This window comes from Nocardioides sp. Root190 (assembly GCF_001428565.1).
Taxonomy (GTDB): domain Bacteria; phylum Actinomycetota; class Actinomycetes; order Propionibacteriales; family Nocardioidaceae; genus Nocardioides.
The window spans coordinates 17,492-38,407 of record NZ_LMIA01000002.1; the positions used below are offsets into that span (position 1 = coordinate 17,492).

The following is a 20,916-nucleotide window of genomic DNA, read 5'->3' on the forward strand; positions in this document are numbered from 1 at the left end:
GCAGGCGACGGTCGGGGGACCGTCGACTGCGCGCGCCTGTCCATCAGGGAGCCGTGGTCAGCGCTTCGCCGTGGCGAACTTCAGCGTGTACTTGCCGGCGTTGACCTGGCTGCTCCCGGCGTACGACGCCGTCAGCACGTAGGTCCCCTTGGCCAGCTTCGGCAGCGCGAAGGTGACCGTGCCGGCCGACGTCACGTTGGCCTTGGCCGACTTCACGGTCTTGCCCTTGGCGTTCTTGACCGCGATCGTCACCGCGCCGGTCGGCTTCACGCCGGCCTTCACGGTGATCCGGATGCCACCGGCCTTGGCGCCGGTCGGCTTGCGGGGCGACCAGGCACCGCTCACCTTGGAGGCCACCTTCGCGATCTTGACCGTCGTGCTCTTCGTCGAGCCCGCGACGTTCGCGTCACCGGCGTACGTCGCGATCACCGTGTAGGTGCCGACGACCCGCTTGGCGAGGGCCACTGTGGCCACACCGTCGGCGTCGAGTGCCGCCGACGCCGACGAGGTCGAGCCCGTCGAGCTCTTGAGCTGCACCAGCACGTCGCCCGTGGGGACGACGCCGTCCTCGGAGGGGTCGACGGTCACCTTGACGGAGCCGGCCGCGAGCGGCGTCGGCACCTTGGTGACCTGCACGGCCGTGGTGGAGGTCGCCCTGGCGATCGTGAAGTCCGTCGAGGCCGTCGCCGTCGTGATGTTGGCGTTGCTGTTGGCTGCCCCGTCGTACGACGCGGTGAGGGTGTAGTCGCCCGCGCTGCCGGCGGGCAGGGTGATCGTCGCCTCACCGGCGGTGAGGGCGGACGGGGCGGTGACGACGACGTTGTCGGCCGCGTCGGTGATCGTGTAGCTGGCGTTGCCGGTTGCGGCCCCGCCGTCGGCGTCCTCGACCGAGATCGTCGCTGCGCCGCTGGCGGTGCGGGTCGGAACGGTGTCGACGGTCGCGGTGGCGGTGCCCGGCGCGGCGGCGAAGGTGATCGGCGTGTAGGTCTCGTAGAGCGGCTGGGTGGCACCGGAGCCCGGGTAGGTGTAGATCCCGTAGTTGACCGCGGTGGCGACCGAGGCGGCCGCGGTGTCGGCCGCCGCCTTGTCGACCGTCAGGGTGGCGGTGAAGGAGCCGTCGGGGGCGAGCTCGATGGCGCCGGCGTTGGGACCTCCGACGGTGCCCATGTCAGCCGCGAGGACGGCCCACTGCTGGGAGCTCACCTTGCGCAGCGAGCTGGCGACCGAGGCCGACGGCTTCCACACCTCCGGGAACTTGCCGAAGACGACGTACGCGCCGGCGGGCTTGCCGGACAGTGGCTGGCGGGTGCCGGTGGCCAGCGCGGGATCGAACCCGGTGCCGGTCACCGTGACCTCGTGCGCGCCGTTCGGCAGCAGCTCGACGTCGCTGACCTCCACGGCCGGCGGGGGCGGCGTGGCGTCGAACGACACCTCGAGCGGGAGGGTGGGCTTGCGCGCGTCGGCGCCGCCGCCGGTGGAGTACCAGTAGGGGCCGCCGCCGGTGAGCTGCTGGAAGTCGACGAAGCTCGACGGGAAGGAGCCCCAGCTGCCGCCGGTGCGGACCTGGGGGCTGCTGGAGGCGGGCGCGGTGTACTCGACCTCGGTGTAGGCCGGGGTCGAGGTGAAGCCCAGGGTGGCGACGTCGACGCCGCTCAGCGTGGCGAGGGTGACCTCCTGGTCGGCGAGGTCGTTCCACACCGCAGGGTTCGCCATGTCGGCGGCGTAGCCGTCGACGGTGGCGGTGACCTCGCCGGTGCCGTCGGCGTCGACCGTCAGCTCCGGGTCGGAGAGGTAGAAGAACGTCATGCCGGAGTAGTAGAGGATCGTGGCGTCGCCGTCCCACTGGATCGAGGCGGTGTTCGCGGCGACGTCGACCTCACCGGTGCCGTTGCGGAAGACCAGCTGGTTCTCCCCGCTGATCCCGTTGCCGGTCGTGCCCGTCGTCCCGGCGGCGTTCTGCCGGGTGCCGACGAAGGTGGTCGGGGCGTAGCCGCCACCGGTCTGGAGGTCCTCGATGGTGACGTTGCCGTCGGTGTTCTTCCACCCGGCGGCGGCGCCGTCGGTCCAGGTGGCGCCCTCGTCGGCGGTCTTGAGCGCCTGGCTCTTGCCGGGGTTGCCGACCTTGCCCGCGGACATCAGGTTCCACGTGCCGGGGGCGAAGGCAGCACTGCCGGACTCGACATTGATGCCCCAACGGAGGACGGCGTCGTCGACGCTGACGGTGGCGGCGTGGGCGGCAGGGGCCGTGGCGGCCCCCAGGACGGCGAGTCCTGTGGCGGTGAGGGCTGCGGCAGCAATGCCGGCGATGCCCCGACGTACGGTTCTCATCGGTTTCCTCTCAGGCGGTTCATCAGGGGGTTGAGCTGGGGGTTCAACAGGGTGATTCCGCCCGCTCCGAGCAGCAGCAGGAATCCGAGGGCCCACTCCCAGCCCCGGTTCACGCCGATCGGGCGGTCCGGGGTGGTCGGGGAGGAGGCGAGTGCATAGGCCACCGGCGGCTGGTACGACGCCGGGGTCGAGGCCGCGACGGCGGCGGCCGGGTCGAAGGGCCGGACGGGCAGGACCGGGCCGGGAGGCTGGAAGGTGCTCGTCGGCAGGGCCGGGCCCCGGGGCTGGGTGATCGGCGGTGCCTGGCCGGTGGGGTTCTCGGGCTGCTCGGTCGGCGTGGTCGGGGTGAGGGGCGGTGCCTCGGGCTCGATGGCCGTCCCGGCGTCCCAGCTGACGGTGAGTGGCTTGGTCGGCTTGAAGCGGTCGCCGCTGCCTCCGGAGGAGTACCAGTAGGCGCCCATGCCGACCTTCTCGAGGAAGGCCAGCATCGCCCCCGGCACCGCGCCCCAGCTGGCGCCGGTCCGGACCTGGGCGACGGCGCCGGCGGGCGCGTCGTAGCGGACGCCGAGGTACTTCGTCGGGGCGGTGAACCCCTCGTCCGCTGCGAGCTCCTCGACACCGACGCCCTCCAGGTCTGCCAGCGTGACCGGCGTCGCGGGGACGGGCGCCCAGACCGAGGTGTCCTCCATCGAGCTGGAGTAGCCGGAGCCGGAGGCGGTGATGCGGGCGCCGTCCGGGGTGACCTCGAGGACCGGATCGGTCACCGTGTAGAAGCTCATGCCGGAGTAGTAGAAGACGGTGAAGGAGCCCTTCCAGCGGATCGTCGCGGTGCCCGCATCGGGGTCGACCTCGCCCGTGCCGCCGGTGATGACGACCTGGTGGTTGCTGAAGATCGCGACGCTCGGACCGCCGAGGGACTGGCCGTCGGGACCGGTCTTCAGCCCTTCGAAGGTCGCGAGCACGGGACCGGCCGAGGTGTTCTTCTCGATCCGGACCCTGCCGCTCGTCGCGCGCCAGGCGGTGGCGCCGGTGCCGGGCCACTTCGCGCGGGCATCGATGACCTGCCCACCGCTGCCCGGGTCGGGCGCCTTTCCGGCGGAGAGGAAGTTGAAGGTGCCGGGCGCGAAGGCGTTGTTGTTGCTCTCGTCGTTGACGCCCCAGCGCAGGACCGCGTCGTCGACGGTGAACGCTGCGGGGCCTGCGGGATCGGTGCCCTCGTCGGCCGGTTCGTCGGCCGGTTCGTCCGACGGCTCGTCGCTCGCAGCCGAGGAGACGGCCTGCTCGGCCTGCTGGGCCTGCTCGGTCGGCTGCTCGGTGGGCTGCTCGCTCGAGGTCGTGCTCGCCTCGGTGGGGGCCGGGTCGTCGGCGGTCGCGGGGGCGAGCGAGGTGAGGAGCAGGCAGAGCGCGGCCGCGAGGGCGAGGACGAGGGGGACCAGTCGGCGTGTCATCACGCGACCCCGAGCGGGGTCCGCGGACCGCGGCGGCGCAGCAGCAGCCGCAGCGCCACGACGAGGACGGCGATCGCGAACAGGGCTCCTGCGGCGATCAGGAAGATCCGTGAGTCGCTCAGCCCGTCGTCGGAGGCGTCGGCCGCAGCGGGGACGACGGCGGGCTCGTCCGCCGCGCGCACGGCGAACCGCTCGCTGGCCCGGCTGCCCGAGGCGGCACCGGAGAGGCGCAGCTCATGGGTCCCGGCCGCCAGGGTCGCCGGCAGCGGCAGGATGCCGGCGACCTCGCCCGACGGTCCGGCCACCAGCGGCCCGATGCCGGCGGCGCCGTCGTCGAGCACGCCGATCACCTGCTCGCCCGGACGGAAGCCGGTCCCGGTGAAGGCGAGGGTGTTGCCGACCTTGGCGGTCAGCCGGTCGGTGAGGACCTTGGGCTTGCCGGTCGCCTGCTGGGCGCCCGAAGCGGTGCCGTTCGCGGGCGTGTCGCCGGTGGCCACCGACTCGCCGGTCGTCGTCGCGTCCTGCGGCGTCGCGGACTGCTCCTGCTGCCCGGCCGGCGCGGCGTCGTACACGCTGGCGAACCGGACCGGTGTGAAGGTCTCGTTGGCGGCGTTCTTCACGCCGTGGGCGCCGATGGTGATCACGCCACAGGTGACCTTGCGGCAGTCGACCGAGACGATCTTCCCGTTGCGGTCGACGCTCTGGAAGGTCGGACCGGGCACGGTGAGCTTCATGCTGAAGCTGCCGCCCTTGCCGAGCACGGCGTTGGCCTCGGAGGCGGTGGAACTGCCGGGGAAGGCGATGAACTTCAGGTAGCCCTGGTTGTCGGCGGCGTTCTCCGAGTCGGGGATGTAGCGGTAGTCGCTGCCGGTCACGCCGCCGCGGGACGGCTTCCAGGAGCCTCCGCGCGGGTCGTCGACCCAGCCGAACATCAGGTAGACGCCACCGAAGCCGCCCTGGACGGACTGGAAGCCGCGGCCCTTGATGGTCAGCGCCGTGCGGTAGGTCAGGTCGGCGGTCGCGCCGCCGCGGTCATTGGTGACCGTGATCCGGGCGGCCGCGTGGGCCGGTGCGGTGGTGCTGGCGGTGAGGCCGGTGGCGAACAGTCCGGCCAGCAGGGCGACGCTGAGGGAGCGGGCAGCGGCCCGCGCGAGGAAGGTCATGCGGTCTCCTCCCGGGAAAGGGACGTACGGCGGTCCGGGAGCACGAGCAGCTCACCGGTCGCCGGGTGGGCGAGGACATCGATCGGGTGGTCGTAGACGAGGCTCAGCAGCGGAGCGGTGAAGACCGAGGCGGGCGGACCCTCGGCGGTGACCCGGCCGTGGTGGAGAAGCGCGACGCGGTCGGCCCATGCCGCCGCGAGGGACAGGTCGTGGAGCACCACCACCACAGCCGCACCGGTGGCCGCCTCGGCGCGAGCCCGGCTCAGCACGGCCTCCTGGTGGCCGATGTCGAGTGCGGCGGTCGGTTCGTCGAGGAGCAGGATGCCGGTGCGCTGGGCGAGCACCCGCGCGAAGGAGGTGCGACCCTTCTCGCCACCGGAGAGCAGGCTGAAGGACTGGCCGGCGAGACGCTCCACATCGGTGCTCTCCATCGCCTCGGCGACCACGCGGTCGTCGTCGTCCTCCTCGGGGTGACCGCGCCACGGAGCGCGGCCCATCCGGACGACGTCACCTGCGGGGAACGGGAAGGAGATCCGGTGCTCCTGGGTGAGCACGGAGCGTTCGCGCGCCATCTGGCGCAGCTTCCACTCGCCGAGTGGGCGGCCGTCGAGTCGCACCTCGCCGTCGTCGGGGGTGACGTCGCCGGCGAGGACCGAGAGCAGCGTCGACTTGCCGGCACCGTTGGGTCCGACCAGCGCGAGGACCTCGCGACGGCGTACCTCCAGGTCGACGGAGTCGAGGATCGGTCGGTGGCCGTAGCTGAGGCTGATGCCGTGGGCCGTCAGGGCGGCGGTGCCGGACAGGCTCATGCCCAGCCTCCCGCGGTGCGGCGGGTGCGGCGCAACAGCCAGAAGAAGAAGGGGCCGCCGACCAGCGAGGTCAGCATCCCGAGGGGCAGGTCGGTGTAGGCGATGGCCGTGCGGGCCACGGTGTCGGCGCAGATCAGGACGAGCGCGCCCGCCAGCAAGGAGGCGATCAGCAGGGTGCGGTGGCCCGGCCCGGTGATCATCCGCACCAGGTGGGGCACCACCAGGCCGACGAAGGCGACGATGCCGCAGAAGCTGACGGCGGCGGCGGTGAGCATGGCGACCACGACGATCAGCAGGATCCGCAGCCCTTCGACGTTGACCCCGAGGTGGCGGGCAGAACGCTCGCCGAGGGCCAGCAGGTCGAGGCTGCGCGAGCAGGCGAGGGCGATGGTCACGCCGAGCGCGGCGAGTGGGGCGACGACCACGACGTAGCTCCAGCGGCTGCCGTTGAGGCTGCCCAGCTGCCAGAAGACGATCGATTCGCGGGCCTGGGTGTCGCCCAGGAACATCAGCATCGCGAGGAGTGCGCCGGCCACGGCGTTGACCGCGATGCCCGTGAGGACCAGGGTCACGACCTCGGTGCGTCCGTCGGAGCGCGAGAGTGCGTAGACGAGCAGTGTGGTGACCAGGCCACCGAGGAAGGCGCAGACCGGGATCGACCAGTCGCCGGCGAAGCGGAGACCGAACACGATGGCGGCGCCGGCGGCGACGGCTGCCCCCGAGGAGACGCCGACGACGCTCGGCTCGGCGAGCGGATTGCCGAACACGCCCTGCATGGCGGCACCCGCCACAGCGAGCGAACCGCCGACGATCACGGCCATCGCGATCCGCGAGAACCGGACGTTCCACAGGGTGTACTCGCCGCGGGGGTGGCTGGGGAGCGGGCCGATGTCGAGCCCGACCCGGTGGGCGATCGAGCCGAGGATCTCCTGCAGGGGGATCTTCAACTGGCCCGAACCGCAGGCGACCAGGGTCGCGACGACCAGTGCGGCCACGAGGAAGACGTACAACAGCACGACACGCCGCCGGCGCTTGCGGTCGAGCGTCGGGGCGACGGTCGGCGCGACGGGCGCGGCGGACAGGACGGCCGTCATGAGGCGTCCGGGAGGCTGTCGGGGGCGTAGAGCGCGACCGCGAGGGCGTTGAGCACGTCGGCGGTTCGCGGGCCGTAGCTCAGGACCTGGTCGTCGTCCATCGCGATGATGCGCTCGTTCTCGCCGGCCGGGGTCTGCGCGAGCGCGGGGAACTGGTCGAGCAGCCCGTCCACGCCGCCCACGGAGTCGAGGCCCTTGTTCATCATCAAGATGGCGTCCGGCTGGGCCTGGATCAGGCCCTCGTCGTTGACCGGCTTCATGCCGTCCCAGCCGATCTCGCTGCTGACGTCGTAGCCGCCGGCGGCGGTGACCAGGGCGTCGGCCCCGGAACCACGGCCGAACATGTAGTAGACGTTGGCCTGCCCGCGCACGTAGAGGAAGACCATGCGCAGCTTGCCGGTGACATCGGCTGGAGCGACCTTTGCGATCTCTGCCTGGACGGCGGCGGCCTCGGCCTCGATCCGCTTGCCGAGCTCACGGCCCTGCTCCGGCACACCGAGCGCCTCGGCGACCTCGGAGGTCAGCGTGGAGAGGTTGTCCAGGTTGCGCTCGGCGTCGACCACCACCACAGGGATCCCGGCCTCGCGGATCTGCAGGACGACGCTCCACGGCCCGAGGGAGGTGTCGGTGACCAGGACCGTCGGGTCGAGCTCGAGGATGGCCTCGGCGTTGAGCTCGTGGCCGTTCTGGGTCACCAGCGGACGGTCCTCGATCTCCTCGTAGGCGGAGGAGACGTCGCGGCCGATGATGTTCTCGCCGAGGCCGAGCTCGAAGACGGTCTGCGAGAGCGTGCCGTAGATGTCGAGCGCCAGGATCCGGCTGACGTCGGTGACCCTCACCTGCGTGCCCTGCGCGTCGGTGACGCTCGCCGGCAGCTGGGGGACCGGGTTCTCCTCGATCGGGCGGATGTCGGGCTCGGGCAGGTTGATGTCGACCGCGCCCTTCCACGACCGTGGGTCGGCCAGCGGTGTGACGTCGGCGATCGAGGGGACCTCGGTGACCGGCCCGTCCGTGCCGTGCCCGCCGGCGCCGTCGAGGACCGGTCCGCACCCGACGACGGCCACCAGGAGCAGACCGAGGGTGGCGATGCGAGCGGTACGACGGGGGGTGCGGTGCGAGGGCATACAGGCGACTCTTTGCTGTCAGAGTGTCAGGAAGTGCAGGCAAAGGTGACCCTAACACGTACCTAAGGCATACCTAATCCGCAGACAGAATTGAGCGCGATTGCCACACCGAATCGCTTGCTGACGGCGGTCGCGGGCGGCTGACGACCTGTCAAGGAGAGCGCCGACGCCTCCCGTTGACCGTGGGGCGGCGCGCCGGTAGAGTCGGGGTCACTGAGGGTTGCCTTACCTAATGAGAACGCCACATTCTTCGAGGTGGGGCAACCCTCAGTGATCGGCTGGGCCGCCCTGGCGACGTGCGACGTACTCGGAGGCCTCGGTGCCCCAGGGCCGGCCGAGCGCGTCGGCCTTCCCCGGCTGTCCGAGGGTGAGGGTCAGGAAGGGGTCGTTCCCGGCAGGCCGGGCGTCGAGGACAGGTCGATAGGCGTTGCGGGCGGCGTACCGCACGCCGTCCGGAGCCTCGTCCGCACGGTCGTCCAGCACGTCCAGCTGGGCGTGCAGGTAGGGCCAGAGCGCAGCGCCGTACGCCACCGGGGTCAGGTCCTCCGGCAGGACCACTCCGGGCAGCTGGACCAGGGCGGTGACCGTCTCCCGTTCCAGCTCGTCGACGGCCACGGTGTAGGCGCCGGGTGTCGCCGCCGGAAGCTCGTCCAGGCTCGGGCGGAGGCTGCGCCACAGCGCGAGGGTGCGCGCTGACGTCAGTCCGTCGGAGGTGACCAGGAAGCCCGGCTCGTCGCTGCCGGCGGCGGCCGCGACGGTGATCCCTCCGGTGGTCCGCAGCACCGGGTCGGACAGCACGACGCCGAGTGCCGCAGCGACCGCATCGGGCCCGGGATCGTCCAGCTGGAGGCGGACCTCTCGTCGCCACGCCACGCTCACCGACGCCTCCGGCAGCGCCCGGGCCGCAGCCAGCAGGACCTCGGCACCCTGCTCCGGCGTCCCGGACGCGGTGGCGGCGGCCCCCGTGGCGATGTCGCAGTCGTCGCGCTCGCGGGTGTCCTCCCAGCTCGCAGGACCGCAGTCCACGGAGAGGATCCAGTCGTGCGGGGCGAGGCCGTCGACGGCGACGAACACCTCGGTCAGCTGCTCGACAGTGATGTCCTGCTCGACGTCGACCACGACCACGGTCCCGGACTCGTCCTGGTCCACGAGCTGTTCGCCCACCTCGGCGGAGGCGACGCCCGGCAGGCCCGCCAGGTCCTCCTCGGCGCCGCCGGAGCGGTCGCGGTCACCGCCGTCGCAGGCCACCAGCGCCGCGGACACGGTCAGGGTGAGCACCGCCGTGCGGACGCGGTCGAACGAGGACATGGACCGGTCCTACCCTGCGGGAGGTCATCGACACCACTTCGTCGCGTTTCGTGGGGGCCGTGGCGGGGGATCAGGACCAGGTGGCCGACCCGGAGCAGCAGTACGCGCAGCTCGTTGCCGGCGAGCCCTCCCGGATCCGGGAGATCGCCGCCGACATCGGCGCCCAGGACCCGGCCGTCATCACCGCTCTCGACCACGTGAGCGACGGCATCGGTGCGACGCGCTGGACCGGCGGCCTGGCCAGCGCACCGGCCGCACTCGCCGGCAGGATGATCTACGTCGACGGAACGCTCGTGTCCTGGCGGCTGCACCGGGCATCGAGCGTGCTCGACGCCCTGGCGGGCGACCTCGTGGACCTGGAGGACTGGGCGCTGCGGGGCATCCAGTTCTGGCGACGGCGCGACCCCGCACTCGACGCTGCGCAGGTGGAGACGTTGCGGGCATCGGTGAGCCTCTACCTCGCCGTCTACGCGGCGTACGCCAGCGTCCGGCTGCAGTCGGCCGCCACCGAGCTCACGACCTTCGACGCCGAGATCGTCGAGTGGCTCCGCAACGGCGCGGGCAAGGACTACGACGTCGGGGTGAAGTACGGCGGCCACCGGGGTCCGCGGATCCCGGACACCGTGGCCAACGGGGACGGCAACGGCTGGACCCCGCAGGGTCTGGCCCACGACGGTGACGGCCACTTCGTCACGACGTCCTACCGGACCGACGCGGGCGAGCTCGGCAACCCCGATGACGACGTGGACGACAGCCAGCTGTCGGTGATCGACGACCGGACGGGCGAGGTGGTCAGCCAGGTGCAGCTCAACGGCTGGGGCGGGGCGGTGCCCCCGCAGCACTCCGGCGGCGTGGCGATCAACGGCGACCGCGTCTTCGTCGTCGGCGGCGGCAAGCTCTACGAGTACTCCATGGCCGAGATCCGGGAGGCCGGGCCCGGTGGTGCGGTCACGCCGGTGAGGACGCCTGATGACATCGGTGGCGCGACGTCGTACGTCACCGTCGCCAACGGCAACCTCTACCTCGGCAACTACGGCGGCAGCGAGGTGACCTCGCACCCGCTCGACGGGGACGGACGCCCCGATCTCGACGGCGGGACGACCTACACGACCCCGGACGGCACCAACGGCATCGCCGTCCTGCCGGACGGCAGTCACGTCTACTCCGTCAACGCAGGGCGGGGAGCACCCGGCGAGCTGGTCGTCGACAACCACCCCTCGCCCGGCGGGCTGGACGCGGACCACACGATCGAGATCGGCAACCTCCCCGAGGAGCTCGTCCTCGTCGACGGCCAGCTCGTCGTGGCCAACGAGGCCGGCGCCGACGACTACGCCCCCTGGGACGAGGACGGTCGCGACGGCGCCGGTGACGACGGGGTGAAGGACACCGGAGGGTCCGAGAACACCGCGGCCGAGGACTTCTGGGCGCAGACCCACCTGCACTCGATCCCGCTCGAGGCGCTCGACGGCCCGGGGGCCGACGGCTTCTACGTCGACCCCATCTCGCTCGAGGACGGCGCCCGGGAGCTGTGGCGGTGCAGCGACGCCCTCGATGTCGCTCGCACCGCACTGCTCGGACTGCACCTGCCGGCGAGCCTGTTGCCGGAGGTGTCCGGGGCCGACGCGCTGAGCACGGCCCTCGACACCCGCCTGGACGAGGACCGCGGCGACCTGGTGGACCTGGCCGCTGCCGGGGACCGGATCGGGAACTCGCTCAAGGACACCGCCGACGACTACACGGTGACCGACCTGCTCACCGGACGGACGATCGACGCCCAGGCGCGCGCGCTGGTCGACGGCTGATCGGGGCTGACCGGCCCGATCCGGGCGACGGGGTCCGGGGGAGTCAGATCCGGGGGAGTCAGATCCGGGGGACGACCTCGCCGAGCAGTGCCCCCATCCGGGTGGCCGCGGCGCGCCCGGCCTCGAGCACCTCGGCGTGGTTGAGCGGCTCGCCGCTCAGGCCGGCCGCCAGGTTGGTGACCAGGCTGATGCCGAGGATCTCCATGCCTGCCTCGCGGGCGGCGATCGCCTCGAGCGTCGTGCTCATCCCGACCAGGTGGCCGCCGAGGATGCCGGCCATGCGGACCTCGGCAGGGGTCTCGTAGTGGGGGCCGGTGAACTGGACGTAGACGCCCTCGTCGAGCGTCGGCTCCACGGTGCGGCACAGGTCGCGCAGTCGCGAGGAGTAGAGGTCGGTGAGGTCGACGAAGTTCGCGCCGACGATGGGGGACTCCCCGGTCAGGTTGATGTGGTCGCTGATCAGCACCGGGGTCCCGGGCGTCCACGTCTCCTTGAGACCGCCGCAGCCGTTGGTCAGCACGATGGCCCGGCAACCGGCGGCCGCAGCCGTCCGCACGCCGTGCACGACCGCAGGAACGCCGCGGCCCTCGTAGTAGTGGGTCCGGCTGAGGAAGGCCAGCAGGTGCCGGTCCGGCGCCCCGTCGAGCCCGGGCAGCCGGATCGAGCGGATCTTCCCCGAGTGGCCGGCGACCGCGGACGCCGCGAAGCCGGGCAGGTCGGTCACCTGGATCTCGGTCGTGTTCTCGCCGGTCGGGTCCAGTGCCTCGGCGGCCGGCAGCCAGCCGGAGCCGAGCACGAGCGCGACGTCGTGACGAGCGACGCCGGTCAGCTCGGCGAGGCGGACGGCGGCCGCGTCGGCCAGGGCGTACGGCGAGGGGGAGTCGTTCACGCAGGCGAGACTACTGCTCACCAGGTCGCGACGACGGCTTCCGGCACGTATCCGTGACGCACGCGCTGCGGGTGGTTGCCGACCTGCAGGTAGGCGACCTCATCGCCCGTGCGGGTCGACAGCACTGCCACGGCGTCGTCGTCGGAGAGCGACACCCAGCAGGTCTCGTCCAGGCCCTCGGTGGACCAGTACGGCTTGCCGTAGCGGTGGCCGGTGGTCTCCTCGTCGAAGTAGGTCGCCTCGCCGGTCGCGACGTCGACGAGGGCGGCGTAGTCGTCCATCGTTCCCGCCACGCACAGCGTCTCGCCGTCGCCGCTGATCGCGATGCCGTGGTGCGCCGAGTCGTTGACGTAGGCCTCCCGCAGCATGGTCGGGACCCGGTTCTCCAGGTCGACGACGTCGACGACGGCGCCCGTGGCGGGCTCGGGCTCGCCGCCGAGCGTGTAGTCGGAGGTGCCGTTGAGGTCGGCCGCCTCGGTGTCGAAGACGACGTAGCCGTGCAGGAAGGAGACCTGCAGGTAGAGCAGTCGACCGTTGGGGTGCACGGCGACGGGGCGCACGGCGCTGCTCATCCCCGGGTGTCCGGCCTCGGCCAGCTCCTTGCCGATGTTCCAGCGGTCCAGGACCTCGAAGGAGTCCGCGTCGACGTACTGCAGCCACCGGTCGGCCTTCACGGCCTCGTCGAGCGCCGACCACGGCAGCCTGGCGAGCAGCTTGTCGAGGCCGAGCGTGCTCAGGCCGAGCTTGTTGAGAGGCAGGCCCAGCAGAGAACCGTCGGCCGGGTCGAGGTCGTCGGCCGGTGTGTAGACCCGGCCGATCGAGGCGTGCAGGATCCGCTCGCCGTCCTCGGTGTAGTTGCTCTCGTGGGGGGTCTCGCCCGACGGGAAGGTCCGGAGCCGGTCGCCGACGCGGATCTTCGTGCCGTTGGGCAACGTCTCGTCGACCATCGAGTACTCGATGACCTGGCGCTCGGTCGAGTCGGAGACGAGCAGGCGGGAGCCGTCGTTCGAGACCTGCATGTGGTCGGTCCGGTAGCCGTCCATCTGCTGCTCACGCACGATCGAGTCGGTCCGTCCGGCGGTCGCCTTCGCGATGTCGATCCACACCACGTCGGCGAAGCTCGGCCGCGAGACCGCGAGGTACTTGCCGTCGACGGTGGTGAACATGTCGTCGACGTACTGGTTGTGTCCCTGTCCGGGACCGGCGTTGATCGCGAGGTAGAAGACCGTCGCGAGGGGGCTGCGCAGGATCCGCTGCGTCTCCTCGGCCTTGTCGGGAATCAGGTTGACCCCGCGCTTGAGCACCTCGAGGGAGCGGGCGTCGACGATGCTCGCCGTGCCCTCCCAGTTGTTGCCGACCCACATGACGGAGCGGAGGCCGCTCTCGGCGGGCCGCAGCGCGATCGGGAGGTCCAGCGCCGCGTCCTTCTCGGGCACCACCTCCTCCGGCGCGGCGGAGGTGCCGCAGGCGACGAGGGTCGCGGCGGCGAGGAGGCCGGCAGTGGTCGTGAGGGCACGGTGGAGGCGGGAGGACCTGCGCATAATGTGACAACGTTTCACATTTGCTCCGGGTCACGGTCGTCCGACCGCAGGATGAGAACCTGTTACAGGCCGGTGGAGCGGCAGTCGCGGCGCCGCAGTGCGCTGACGTAGTCGTCGGGCGCGTCGGCGGCCTCGGCGGCATTCGCGAGCACGCCGAGGTACGACGCCGAGGGGAGCCCGCCCTCGAAGGCGTCCAGCACGTAGGTCCATGCCACGACCTCGCCGGCCATGGTCGAGATCCGCACCTTGGTGCGGCGGTACAGCCCGGAGTCCGCGGACTCCCACTGGTCGAGGTTGGGCTCGTCGAGCGGGCTGACGTCGTACACGGCGACGAAGACCTGCTCGAAGGGGTCCTGGACGATCGTCGCGAGCGCACCGTCCCAGCCGTGTTCCTCGCCGCCGAAGGTCAGGCGCCACCCGCCCAGCCAGCCGGTGGTCTGCAGCGGGGAATGGGGGCATCGCTCGCCCATCCGCACCGGGTCGAGGTTGGTCCCGTAGGCGGCGTACGACGTCACGGGCACAGGCTAGTGCCGTCAGGCCCGTGACGTCGTACCCGCACCGGTCAGGAACCCGTGTGGAGCAGGTGGTTGGCCGGGGTGGCCGGTGAGCAGATGATCAGCAGCACGCACGAGCGGGCGGTTCCGCTGATCCTGCCCTTGGTGGTGGCGGCCAGGATCGCGGAGCTGACCGCACTCGGCGAGGCCGCCGGGTGCGTCTGGAGGTAGAGCGCCGCCGCGGCCGCGACATGCGGCGAGGCCATCGAGGTGCCGCTGATGGTGTTGGTGCCGTTGGCCAGCCACGTCGAGGTGATGTCGACGCCGGGTGCGAACAGGTCGACGCAGGTGCCGCGGTTGGAGAAGCTGGCGCGGGCGTCGGTCCGGCCGCTGGCCGCGACGGTCAGGGCGGCCGGCACCCGGGCGGGCGACTTCGTGCACGCGTCGGTGTTCTCGTTGCCGGCGGCGACGGCCATCGTCACGCCGTCGTCGATGACGCGCTGGACGGCCGCGTCGAGTGCGGTCGACGCGCTGCCACCGAGGCTCATGTTGGCGGCGGCGGGCTGGCCGGCCTGGTGGTGGGCGACCACCCAGTCGAGGCCCGCGATGACGGCGGAGTTGGACCCCGAGCCGCCGCAGTCGAGCACCCGGACACCGATCAGGCGAGCCTGCTTGGCGAGACCGTTGTCCGTGCCACCGATGGTCCCGGCGACATGGGTGCCGTGACCGTTGCAGTCCGTGGCGTCGGCGTCGTTGTCGATCGTGTCCCTCCCGGACACGGCGCGGCCGCCGAAGTCGGGGTGCGTGGTGAGGATGCCGGTGTCGACGACGTACACGTCGACGCCGCTTCCGGTGCTCGTGAAGGTGTAGGAGTTGTCGAGCGGCAGGTTGCGCTGGTCGACGCGGTCCTGGCCCCAGCTCGGCGTCGGCGACTGGGTGTCGCTCGCGCGCACCGTCCGGTCGAGCTCGACGGCCTTGACCCGGGTGTCTGCCCTCAGCAGGGACAGCAGCGAGTCGGTCAGGGTCGCGGCGAAGCCGTGGAGGACGTTCGAGTAGACGTGGTTGACCCGACCGCCCTGGCGCGCGACCAGGGTGTTCGCCGTGGCGCGCACATCGGCGCCGGGCTGGAGGGTGACGATGACGTCCAGCAGACCAGCGGCCCGCGCGGGAGCCTGGTCGACCGGAGCTGCCGGAGCAGCCAGGGCGGCCGCCGGGGGGAGTGAGACGAGGCCGGCGAGTGCGAGTGCACAGGCGGCGATGATTCCGAGAATCCGAGACATGAGGGAGCTGCTTCCTCTTCGTGGACGACGACCCCGTGCCGCCGTACCAATGAGTAGGGGCACTTTGCCCTGAGCGTGATGCCGGACACAAGCACCTGCCCTACTAGGCTGGTCCCGTGACCCACTTCGATGTCCTCGTCCTCGGTGCCGGCCCCGGCGGATATGTCGCCGCGATCCGCGCTTCACAGCTCGGCAAGTCCGTTGCCGTGATCGAGAAGAAGTACTGGGGCGGTGTGTGCCTCAATGTCGGCTGCATCCCCTCCAAGGCGTTGTTGAAGAACGCCGAGCTCGCGCACACGCTGACCCACGACAAGGCCAAGTTCGGCATCGAGGGTGACGCGACGATGGCCTACGGCCCGACGCACGCGCGCTCGCGCCAGGTGAGTGCCGGCATCGTCAAGGGTGTCCACTTCCTGATGAAGAAGAACAAGGTCACCGAGATCGACGGCTGGGGCACGCTGACCGGACCGAAGTCCGTCACCGTCAAGCTCGAGGACGGTTCGAGTGCCGACTACACCTGCGACAACCTGATCATCGCGACCGGCGCCACCGTGCGCACGGTCCCGGGTGTCGAGGTCAACGGCAAGAACATCGTCAGCTACGAGGAGCAGATCCTCGACGAGAACATCCCGTCCTCGATGATCATCGGCGGCTCGGGTGCGATCGGCGTCGAGTTCGCCTACGTCATGAAGAACTTCGGCGTGGACGTGACCATCGTGGAGTTCCTCGACCGGATGGTCCCGACCGAGGACGCCGACGTGTCCAAGGAGCTGGCCAAGCACTACAAGAAGCTCGGCGTGAAGGTGCTGACCTCGACGGCGGTCAAGGGCGTCGAGGACACCGGCTCGGGCGTCAAGGTCCGCATCGCGCCCGCTGCTGGCGGTGAGGAGCAGGTCCTGGAGGCCGACAAGTTCCTCGCAGCCTTCGGCTTCGCGCCCCGCACCGACGGCTACGGCCTCGAGGCCGCCGGCGTCGAGCTGACCGAGCGCGGCGCGATCGCGATCGACGACTTCTGCCGCACCAACGTCGAGGGCGTCTACGCCATCGGTGACGTGACCGCGAAGATGATGCTGGCCCACGTCGCAGAGGCCCAGGGCATCGTGGCGGCCGAGACGATGGCCGGTGCCGAGACGATGCCGGTCGAGTACGACTTCGTCCCCCGGGCGACCTACTGCCACCCGCAGATCGGCTCCTTCGGCTACAGCGAGCAGCAGGCCAAGGACAAGGGGTACGACGTCAAGACGGCCACCTTCCCGTTCTCGGCCAACGGCAAGGCCCAGGGCCTGGGCGAGGCCGTCGGCTTCGTCAAGATCGTCGCGGACGCCGAGTACAACGAGATCCTCGGTGCCCACATGATCGGCTCCAACGTCACCGAGCTCCTGCCCGCGCTCACGCTCGCGCAGAAGTGGGACCTGACCGCCGACGAGGTCGGACGCAACGTGTTCGCCCACCCGACGCTCTCCGAGGCGGTCAAGGAGGCGATCCACGGGATCGCCGGCCACATGATCAACCTCTGAGCTCCGCGCCATGACCCGTGTGGTGATCCTCGGCGGCGGCCCCGGCGGCTACGAGTCGGCGCTGGTGGCCGCGCACCTCGGTGCCGAGGTGGTCGTCGTCGACTCCGACGGTGTGGGCGGCTCGGCCGTGCTGACCGACTGCGTGCCCAGCAAGACCCTGATCGCCACCGCCGAGGTGATGAGCGAGCTCGAGGAGGCCGGCGAGCTCGGGATCGAGGTCGCCTCGCCACGGGTCGACCTCGCGAAGGTCAACGCCCGGGTGAAGGCGCTCGCGCTCGCGCAGTCCGCCGACATCGGCAGCCGCCTGGCCCGCGAGGGCGTCACGGTCGTCAGCGGCAGGGGACGCCTGGACGGTCCCGCGCGGGTGGTCGCCACCCTCGAGGACGGCTCCGAGGCGTCGTACGACGCCGACGCGATCCTGATCGCGACCGGCGCCTCGCCCCGCGTGCTGCCTTCCGCCCAGCCGGACGGCGAGCGGATCCTGACCTGGGAGCAGGTCTACGACCTCGACGCCGTCCCCGAGCACATGATCGTGGTCGGCTCGGGTGTCACCGGCGCGGAGTTCGCCAGTGCCTACCAGGCGCTGGGCATCCCGGTCACCCTCGTCTCCTCGCGTGAGCGGGTGCTGCCGGGGGAGGACCCCGACGCCGCGCAGGTGCTCGAGGACGTCTCCACCCGTCGCGGCATGACCGTGCTCGGGCAGTCCCGGATGCAGTCGGTGTCCCGCTCCGGCGACGTGGTCACGGTGACCCTCGCCGACGGCCGCCAGGTCACTGGCTCCCACTGCATCCTGGCCCTCGGGTCGGTCCCGAACACCGAGGGACTCGGCCTGGCCGAAGCAGGTGTCCTCCTCGACGAGGGCGGTTTCGTCAGCGTCGATCGGGTCTCGCGCACCTCTGCCCGCGGTGTCTACGCCGCCGGTGACTGCACCGGTGTCTTCATGCTCGCCTCCGTCGCGGCCATGCAGGGTCGGATCGCGATGGCGCACGTCCTGGGCGATGCGGTGCAGCCGCTGGACCTGTCGGTCGTCGCCTCCAACGTGTTCACCGCGCCGGAGATCGCCACCGTCGGGGTCACCCAGAAGCAGGTCGACGCGGGGGAGGTGCTGGCCGAGGTGGTCATGCAGCCCCTGGCGACCAACGCCCGCGCCAAGATGCAGGGGATCACCGACGGCTTCGTGAAGCTCTTCGTCGCGCCGGGCTCGCGCAGCCTGCTCGGCGGCGTGGTCGTGGGCCCGCGGGCCTCCGAGCTGATCCACCCGGTGGCGCTCGCGGTGACCGAGCGGCTGACCGCCGATCAGGTGGCGCTGACGTTCACGGTCTATCCCTCGATCAGCGGCTCGATCGCCGAGGCCGCCCGCCGACTCCACCAGACCTGAGCCCTGCGAGAATGCAGCCATGCGCGTGCACCTCGGTTGCGACCATGCCGGCCTCGAGCTCAAGTCCCACCTCACCGACTGGTTGACCGAGCACGGCTACGAGCCGGTCGACCACGGCCCCTTCGTCTACGACGCCCTCGACGACTACCCCGTCTTCTGCCTGCGCGCCGCCGAAGGTGTGCGCGCCGACCGTGAGGCGGGCCTGGACAGCCTGGGCGTCGTGATCGGTGGCTCCGGCAACGGCGAGCAGATCGCGGCCAACAAGGTGCCGGGCATCCGGGCCGCGCTGGCCTGGTCCGAGGACACCGCCAGCCTCGCCCGCGAGCACAACGACGCCTGGGTGGTCGCTGTCGGCGGCCGGATGCACACCCTGGACGAGATGACGCGCCTGGTCGAGGTCTTCCTCTCCACGCCGTTTCCCGGCGACGAGCGCCACGTGCGCCGAATCGCGCAGATGACCTCCTACGAGACCACCGGCGACCTGCCGCCGCTGCCCGCATCTGCCCTCGGACAGGGGCAGCCCGGGCCCGGCGATGCCTGAGGGGCACACCCTCCACCGCCTTGCCGGTGCCCTCACCTCGACCTTCGGCGGCGCCGTCGTCCACGCAGGCAGCCCGCAGGGCCGCTTCGCGGCCGGTTCCGCGCAGGTCGACGGCACCCTGCTCGTCGACGCCGAGTCCTGGGGCAAGCAGCTGTTCATCCGTTTCGACGGCGACCGCTTCGTCCACGTGCACCTCGGCCTGTACGGCACCTTTGAGGTCTCCGGAGACGTCGAGGAGGTGCCGGCGCCGATCGGTCAGGTGCGGCTGCGCCTGGTCCGCCCGGCTCGCGCGGAGCGGCGGGCGGCGTACGCCGACCTGCGCGGTGCCACCACCTGCGCCCTGGTCACGGCCGAGGAGCGTGCCGCGGTCCTCGCCAGGATCGGTCCGGACCCGCTGCGCGCCGACGGCGACCCGGATCGTGCCTGGGCGCGAATCGGACGCAGCTCGGCGCCGATCGGCACCCTGCTGATGGATCAGTCGGTCCTGGCGGGGGTCGGCAACGTCTACCGCGCCGAGGTCCTGTTCCGGCACCGGATCCATCCACTTCGACCCGGTCGCACGCTTCGGGTCTCGCAGTGGCGTGCGATCTGGGACGATCTGGTCGTGCTGATGGGGGAGGGCGTGATGACCGGGCGGATCGACACCGTCCGGCCCGAGCACCTGCCCGAGGCCATGGGGCGCCCGCCGCGGGTCGACGACCACGGCGGCGAGGTCTACGTCTACCGGCGCGACCAGCGTGCCTGTCACGTCTGCGGTGCGGTCGTACGGACCCAGGTCCTCGGCGGACGCAACCTGTTCTGGTGCCCCCGATGCCAGCCGGTCTTCCGGTCGCGAGCGGCCCGATGATCGCGGTCGGTCGTCGCTGGGCCCGGTCCGACGCGGGCATCGCCTCGGTCCTGGCCCTCGCCCTCGCCGGGGTCGTGGTCGGCATCGCAGTGATGCCCGAGAAGGTCCCGATGAACATGGTCTTCCTGCCGCTGGTCCTCGGCATCCTGTTCCTGAGCAGCCGGGTCCTGCCCTGGTTCGCGGCGTACGTCATCCTCGCGCTGTGCGCGGCGGCGTTCTTCCAGGAGGAGTTCACGCCCCGGATCGTGGTCGCGCTGGCAGTGATGCTCAGCGTCGCGATCCTGGTCATCTACCTGACCGTCCAGCGCGGGCAGCTCGCCGTGGGCCCGCTGCGCGGCCAGTCGATGCTGGTGGACCTGCGGGACCGCATCCTCGCCCAGGGCGAGATCCCGACCCTCCCGGACGGCTGGCTGGTCCAGTCCGCGCTGTCCTCGGCGGGTGGCTCGCCCTTCGCCGGCGACTTCTTCGTGGCGACCACCAGCGAGCGCGGTCAACGCATCGAGCTCGTGGTGGTGGACGTGTCCGGCAAGGGTGAGGCTGCCGGCACCAGGGCCCTGCAGCTCTCCGGTGCGATGGGTGGCCTGGTGGGTGCGCTCCCGGCCCACCGGTTCCTCCCCGCCGCGAACGACTACCTCCTCCAGCGCTCTTGGGAGGAGGGCTTCGCCACCGCGGTGCACCTCTCGGTCGACCTGGCCACGGGCATCTTCGAGCTCCGCAGCGCCGGCCACCCCCCAGCCCTGCAGCGGCACGCCGGTTCGGGCCGCTGGGAGGTGCTGGGCGCCGAGGGTCCCGTGCTCGGGGTGGTCGAGGACGTCGAGTTCGTCGGGCTGCGCGGACGGCTCGCGCCGGGCGACGCGCTCCTGCTCTACACCGACGGCATGGTCGAGGAACCGCGTCGCGACATCGAGCTCGGCATCGACCACATGATGGGTGAGGCGGAGTCGCTGCTGCGCCGATCCTGGGACGGCCTCGCCGAGCGGTTGGTCGACCTGGTGGGCTCCCCGGACGACGACCGGGCCCTGCTCCTCATCCACCGTCGCTCGTAGGGGCTGTCCGCGAGGGCCCCTCGGTTGGGGCGGGCGTGCTGCCATGTGGCACGATTGCCGTGCCTTTCGACGCGCGTGAGCACGGCGGCAGGAGCCGGGGATGTAGCTCAATGGTAGAGCCTCAGTCTTCCAAACTGATTACGCGGGTTCGATTCCCGTCATCCCCTCGAAGTGCGGTCTGTGCCCATGGTGACGTGGGCTCCGGCTGCTCGACGGGGCGTAGCGTAGTGGCTAGCGCGCCTGCTTTGGGAGCAGGAGACCGCAGGTTCGAGTCCTGTCGCCCCGACCCGATCATCCTGATCGCACC

General features: G+C 71.4%; 17 protein-coding genes and 2 tRNA genes. 8 read left to right on the forward strand and 11 right to left on the reverse strand.

All coding sequences use genetic code 11. The features are described from left to right. Nucleotides 1–57: 57 nt before the first annotated feature. The 7 genes from ASE01_RS03430 to ASE01_RS03460 all read right to left on the reverse strand — a co-directional run bounded on the left by ASE01_RS03430 (nucleotide 58) and on the right by ASE01_RS03460 (nucleotide 9,274). Nucleotides 58–2,328, reverse strand: a complete 2,271-nt coding sequence (locus tag ASE01_RS03430; protein WP_056748635.1) for an Ig-like domain repeat protein — start codon at nucleotides 2,326–2,328, stop codon at nucleotides 58–60. Continuing rightward, nucleotides 2,325–3,776, reverse strand: coding sequence for a hypothetical protein (locus ASE01_RS03435; RefSeq protein WP_056748636.1), 1,452 nt, complete (start codon nucleotides 3,774–3,776; stop codon nucleotides 2,325–2,327). The genes ASE01_RS03430 and ASE01_RS03435 overlap by 4 nt, the downstream gene beginning before the upstream one ends. After that, complete coding sequence (locus tag ASE01_RS03440; RefSeq protein ID WP_056748637.1) at nucleotides 3,776–4,939, reverse strand: hypothetical protein; 1,164 nt, start codon at nucleotides 4,937–4,939, stop codon at nucleotides 3,776–3,778. Before ASE01_RS03440 ends, ASE01_RS03435 begins: the two co-directional genes overlap by 1 nt. Next, complete coding sequence (locus ASE01_RS03445; protein WP_056748638.1) at nucleotides 4,936–5,748, reverse strand: heme ABC transporter ATP-binding protein; 813 nt, start codon at nucleotides 5,746–5,748, stop codon at nucleotides 4,936–4,938. The genes ASE01_RS03440 and ASE01_RS03445 overlap by 4 nt, the downstream gene beginning before the upstream one ends. Continuing rightward, the gene (locus tag ASE01_RS03450) at nucleotides 5,745–6,842 is read right to left on the reverse strand and encodes a FecCD family ABC transporter permease (RefSeq protein ID WP_056748639.1); all 1,098 of its coding nucleotides are present in this window, start codon (nucleotides 6,840–6,842) and stop codon (nucleotides 5,745–5,747) included. The genes ASE01_RS03445 and ASE01_RS03450 overlap by 4 nt, the downstream gene beginning before the upstream one ends. Then, the gene (locus ASE01_RS03455; protein ID WP_056748640.1) at nucleotides 6,839–7,966 is read right to left on the reverse strand and encodes a heme/hemin ABC transporter substrate-binding protein; all 1,128 of its coding nucleotides are present in this window, start codon (nucleotides 7,964–7,966) and stop codon (nucleotides 6,839–6,841) included. The genes ASE01_RS03450 and ASE01_RS03455 overlap by 4 nt, the downstream gene beginning before the upstream one ends. A gap of 267 nt (nucleotides 7,967–8,233) precedes the next feature. Further along, complete coding sequence (locus tag ASE01_RS03460) at nucleotides 8,234–9,274, reverse strand: hypothetical protein (RefSeq protein ID WP_056748641.1); 1,041 nt, start codon at nucleotides 9,272–9,274, stop codon at nucleotides 8,234–8,236. A 59-nt stretch (nucleotides 9,275–9,333) separates the two neighbouring features. Between ASE01_RS03460 and ASE01_RS03465 the strand changes: the two genes are divergently transcribed. Beyond that, nucleotides 9,334–11,076 carry a hypothetical protein gene (locus ASE01_RS03465; protein WP_157537067.1) on the forward strand — a complete coding sequence of 581 codons (1,743 nt, stop codon included), beginning with the start codon at nucleotides 9,334–9,336 and terminating at the stop codon, nucleotides 11,074–11,076. Between the two features lie 58 nt (nucleotides 11,077–11,134). Here the strand turns inward: ASE01_RS03465 and ASE01_RS03470 are convergent, their stop codons facing one another. The 4 genes from ASE01_RS03470 to ASE01_RS03485 all read right to left on the reverse strand — a co-directional run bounded on the left by ASE01_RS03470 (nucleotide 11,135) and on the right by ASE01_RS03485 (nucleotide 15,280). Next, complete coding sequence (locus tag ASE01_RS03470) at nucleotides 11,135–11,965, reverse strand: purine-nucleoside phosphorylase (RefSeq protein WP_200958748.1); 831 nt, start codon at nucleotides 11,963–11,965, stop codon at nucleotides 11,135–11,137. Nucleotides 11,966–11,982: 17 nt separating this feature from the next. Continuing rightward, entirely contained in the window at nucleotides 11,983–13,506 is a 1,524-nt protein-coding gene (locus tag ASE01_RS03475; RefSeq protein ID WP_056748644.1) for a YncE family protein, read from the reverse strand. A 62-nt stretch (nucleotides 13,507–13,568) separates the two neighbouring features. Continuing rightward, nucleotides 13,569–14,021 carry a gamma-glutamylcyclotransferase gene (locus ASE01_RS03480; protein WP_082605786.1) on the reverse strand — a complete coding sequence of 151 codons (453 nt, stop codon included), beginning with the start codon at nucleotides 14,019–14,021 and terminating at the stop codon, nucleotides 13,569–13,571. Between the two features lie 47 nt (nucleotides 14,022–14,068). After that, nucleotides 14,069–15,280 carry a S8 family peptidase gene (locus tag ASE01_RS03485; RefSeq protein WP_082605787.1) on the reverse strand — a complete coding sequence of 404 codons (1,212 nt, stop codon included), beginning with the start codon at nucleotides 15,278–15,280 and terminating at the stop codon, nucleotides 14,069–14,071. Between the two features lie 116 nt (nucleotides 15,281–15,396). Between ASE01_RS03485 and lpdA the strand changes: the two genes are divergently transcribed. The 7 genes from lpdA to ASE01_RS03520 all read left to right on the forward strand — a co-directional run bounded on the left by lpdA (nucleotide 15,397) and on the right by ASE01_RS03520 (nucleotide 20,895). Further along, a complete protein-coding gene (lpdA, locus tag ASE01_RS03490) occupies nucleotides 15,397–16,797 on the forward strand; it encodes a dihydrolipoyl dehydrogenase (RefSeq protein WP_056748645.1) in 1,401 nt (466 codons plus the stop codon). Between the two features lie 10 nt (nucleotides 16,798–16,807). Next, a complete protein-coding gene (locus tag ASE01_RS03495; protein WP_056748646.1) occupies nucleotides 16,808–18,175 on the forward strand; it encodes an NAD(P)H-quinone dehydrogenase in 1,368 nt (455 codons plus the stop codon). Between the two features lie 19 nt (nucleotides 18,176–18,194). Continuing rightward, on the forward strand, nucleotides 18,195–18,716 hold the full coding sequence (locus tag ASE01_RS03500) for a ribose-5-phosphate isomerase (RefSeq protein WP_056748647.1): 522 nt from the start codon (nucleotides 18,195–18,197) through the stop codon (nucleotides 18,714–18,716). Continuing rightward, nucleotides 18,709–19,563 (forward strand): Fpg/Nei family DNA glycosylase, encoded by an 855-nt coding sequence (locus ASE01_RS03505; RefSeq protein ID WP_056748648.1) that lies wholly within the window; start codon nucleotides 18,709–18,711, stop codon nucleotides 19,561–19,563. The genes ASE01_RS03500 and ASE01_RS03505 overlap by 8 nt, the downstream gene beginning before the upstream one ends. Then, nucleotides 19,527–20,609: a PP2C family protein-serine/threonine phosphatase gene (locus ASE01_RS03510; protein WP_056748649.1), complete on the forward strand. Its 1,083-nt coding sequence runs from the start codon at nucleotides 19,527–19,529 to the stop codon at nucleotides 20,607–20,609. The genes ASE01_RS03505 and ASE01_RS03510 overlap by 37 nt, the downstream gene beginning before the upstream one ends. Before the next feature lie 96 nt (nucleotides 20,610–20,705). Further along, a tRNA-Gly gene (locus ASE01_RS03515) sits at nucleotides 20,706–20,776 on the forward strand. A 46-nt stretch (nucleotides 20,777–20,822) separates the two neighbouring features. After that, a tRNA-Pro gene (locus ASE01_RS03520) sits at nucleotides 20,823–20,895 on the forward strand. Nucleotides 20,896–20,916 lie beyond the last annotated feature (21 nt).

Bases quoted from the DNA above. Each gene is read 5' to 3' on its own strand.
- ASE01_RS03430 (WP_056748635.1), bottom strand. From the start codon at position 2,328: ATGAGAACCGTACGTCGGGGCATCGCCGGCATTGCTGCCGCAGCCCTC.
- ASE01_RS03435 (WP_056748636.1), bottom strand. From the start codon at position 3,776: ATGACACGCCGACTGGTCCCCCTCGTCCTCGCCCTCGCGGCCGCGCTC.
- ASE01_RS03440 (WP_056748637.1), bottom strand. From the start codon at position 4,939: ATGACCTTCCTCGCGCGGGCCGCTGCCCGCTCCCTCAGCGTCGCCCTG.
- ASE01_RS03445 (WP_056748638.1), bottom strand. From the start codon at position 5,748: ATGAGCCTGTCCGGCACCGCCGCCCTGACGGCCCACGGCATCAGCCTC.
- ASE01_RS03450 (WP_056748639.1), bottom strand. From the start codon at position 6,842: ATGACGGCCGTCCTGTCCGCCGCGCCCGTCGCGCCGACCGTCGCCCCG.
- ASE01_RS03455 (WP_056748640.1), bottom strand. From the start codon at position 7,966: ATGCCCTCGCACCGCACCCCCCGTCGTACCGCTCGCATCGCCACCCTC.
- ASE01_RS03460 (WP_056748641.1), bottom strand. From the start codon at position 9,274: ATGTCCTCGTTCGACCGCGTCCGCACGGCGGTGCTCACCCTGACCGTG.
- ASE01_RS03475 (WP_056748644.1), bottom strand. From the start codon at position 13,506: ATGCGCAGGTCCTCCCGCCTCCACCGTGCCCTCACGACCACTGCCGGC.
- ASE01_RS03485 (WP_082605787.1), bottom strand. From the start codon at position 15,280: ATGTCTCGGATTCTCGGAATCATCGCCGCCTGTGCACTCGCACTCGCC.
- ASE01_RS03495 (WP_056748646.1), top strand. From the start codon at position 16,808: ATGACCCGTGTGGTGATCCTCGGCGGCGGCCCCGGCGGCTACGAGTCG.
- ASE01_RS03500 (WP_056748647.1), top strand. From the start codon at position 18,195: ATGCGCGTGCACCTCGGTTGCGACCATGCCGGCCTCGAGCTCAAGTCC.
- ASE01_RS03505 (WP_056748648.1), top strand. From the start codon at position 18,709: ATGCCTGAGGGGCACACCCTCCACCGCCTTGCCGGTGCCCTCACCTCG.
- ASE01_RS03510 (WP_056748649.1), top strand. From the start codon at position 19,527: ATGCCAGCCGGTCTTCCGGTCGCGAGCGGCCCGATGATCGCGGTCGGT.